Origin of the sequence: uncultured Georgenia sp., from assembly GCF_937958535.1 — a bacterium.
Taxonomy (GTDB): Bacteria; Actinomycetota; Actinomycetes; order Actinomycetales; family Actinomycetaceae; genus Oceanitalea.
On sequence record NZ_CALGNQ010000145.1, the window covers coordinates 1 to 1858 of the forward strand.

A 1858-nucleotide genomic window follows, 5' to 3' on the forward strand; every position below is an offset into this window, starting at 1 on the left:
CGACAGCCCACTTCCCAGCGACAGCTGACGTCCTGACGGCTCAGCCACGCCGCGGCCACGGATGCCACGGCCCGCCGAGGCGGCTGAGCACTGTGCGCGCCCTACGGCGGCGGGCGGCGGGGACGGTCGTCGCCAGGCTGCTGCCGCTCTGCCGTACCCGGCCGTGCTCGTCGGCCAGTGCGTACCGGACCCACGGCCGCGGCGCGCGTGTGACCTGCTCGCCGAAGCGCCCGCCGACCACCGCACTCACCAGCTCCTCCAGGTCTTCCGCCGCGCCCTGCCACGTCTCGTCGCAGGCGTCGCAACCGCACCCGGGGAACGACGTGTCATGGAGCAGCCCGGCATGCACCACGACCCCGGGAAACGGGGTGAGGGCGAAGGTCAACGGTGCCGCCGTGGCGGCCGCCGGGGTCACCCGCACGGCGCGCACGACGGCGGGCACCGCGACGACGTAGTCCGCGGCGACCGACGGGGAGTCGTCGACCGCCACGTCGTAGGTCGTCGCGAGGTGGTCGACGAGCGCATCGGCGACGACCCACAACGGTGCGAAGCGCTCGGAGTGGCTCACCACCGGGTAGGCGTCCTCCGGCGGCGAGCCGCCGTCCCACCGGTTGCCGTAGTCGACGACGGCCCCGCTCGCGTCACGGAACACCCGCTCGGCGACCTCGGGGCGAACGTACCCTCGCACCCGCGCACCGTACCGCCCGCCGAGCCGAGCCGGGTATACATGGTTCATGCGAGCAGTCCACGCAACCGAGGCCGGGGGCCCGGAGGTCCTCACCGTCGTCGACCTGCCGGAGACACCGCCCAGGCCGGGTGAGGTGCGCGTCGAGGTCGCCGCGGCCGGTGTCAACTTCATCGACACCTACCGGCGCAGCGGCGTCTACCCGATGGAGTTCCCACACGTCGTGGGCGACGAGGGCGCCGGGACCGTCGTGGAGGTCGGGGAGGGAGTCACCGAGTTCACCGTCGGGGACCACGTCGCCTGGGCCAGCGTGCCGGGCAGCTATGCGGAGCGGGTCAACGTCCCGGTGGAGAAGGCGATCCCGGTGCCGGTGGGCATCGACCTGCGCATCGCCGCGGCGCTGCCCCTCCAGGGGATGACCGCCCACTACCTCTGCATGTCGACCTTCCCGGTCTCCCCCGGGAACGTTGCGCTCGTGCACGCCGGCGCGGGCGGCGTCGGGCTGCTGCTCACCCAGCTCGTCGTGCGCCGCGGGGGCCGCGTCATCTCGACCGTCGGCACGGAGGAGAAGGAGCGACTCTCCCGGGAGGCGGGCGCCGAGCACGTCATCCGGTACACCGAGCTGGGCGACATCACCGCCGAGCTGCCTCCGCTCGTCCGGGACCTCACAGACGGCCGAGGTGTCGACGTCGTCTACGACGGCGTGGGCCGGGCGACCTTCGACGCCTCGCTGGCGAGCCTGCGCCGTCGGGGCATGCTCGTCCTGTTCGGTGGGTCGAGCGGGCAGGTGCCGCCCTTCGACCTGCAGCGGCTCAACGCGGCGGGCTCGCTCTTCGTCACGCGCCCGACGCTCGCGCACTACATCGCGGACCGGGCCGAGCTGGTGTGGCGAGCCGCGGACCTGTTCAACGCCGTCACCGAGGGGCTCTCCGTACGGATCGGTCTGCAGCTCCCGCTCGCCGACGCGGCAGACGCGCACGCAGCGCTCGAGAGCCGGCAGACCACCGGCAAGGTGCTCCTCGTCCCCTGAGACGGCTCCGCCGGCAGTGCGTGGCCGTGGGACTCACGGCCAGGCACTGCCGGCGGAACGCGCACTCCCGGTGAGAACTCGGCTCTCGGTGGGAAGTGAGCTCTGGGCGGGAACTCAGTTCTCGGTGGGAAGTGAGCGCTCGG

At 73.1% G+C, this 1858-nt stretch carries 2 protein-coding genes; one reads left to right on the forward strand and one right to left on the reverse strand.

Annotated elements, in window-relative coordinates:
• Positions 1 to 40: 40 nt before the first annotated feature.
• Positions 41 to 688 carry a DUF6226 family protein gene (locus Q0195_RS08010; RefSeq protein ID WP_299276853.1) on the reverse strand — a complete coding sequence of 216 codons (648 nt, stop codon included), beginning with the start codon at positions 686 to 688 and terminating at the stop codon, positions 41 to 43.
• A 46-nt stretch (positions 689 to 734) separates the two neighbouring features.
• Between Q0195_RS08010 and Q0195_RS08015 the strand changes: the two genes are divergently transcribed.
• Positions 735 to 1715 (forward strand): quinone oxidoreductase, encoded by a 981-nt coding sequence (locus Q0195_RS08015; protein WP_299276856.1) that lies wholly within the window; start codon positions 735 to 737, stop codon positions 1713 to 1715.
• The last annotated feature ends 143 nt before the right edge of the window (positions 1716 to 1858 follow it).

What these genes read in the sequence shown, in the direction of transcription:
- Q0195_RS08015 (WP_299276856.1), top strand. Translation starts at nt 735, where the DNA reads ATGCGAGCAGTCCACGCAACCGAGGCCGGGGGCCCGGAGGTCCTCACC.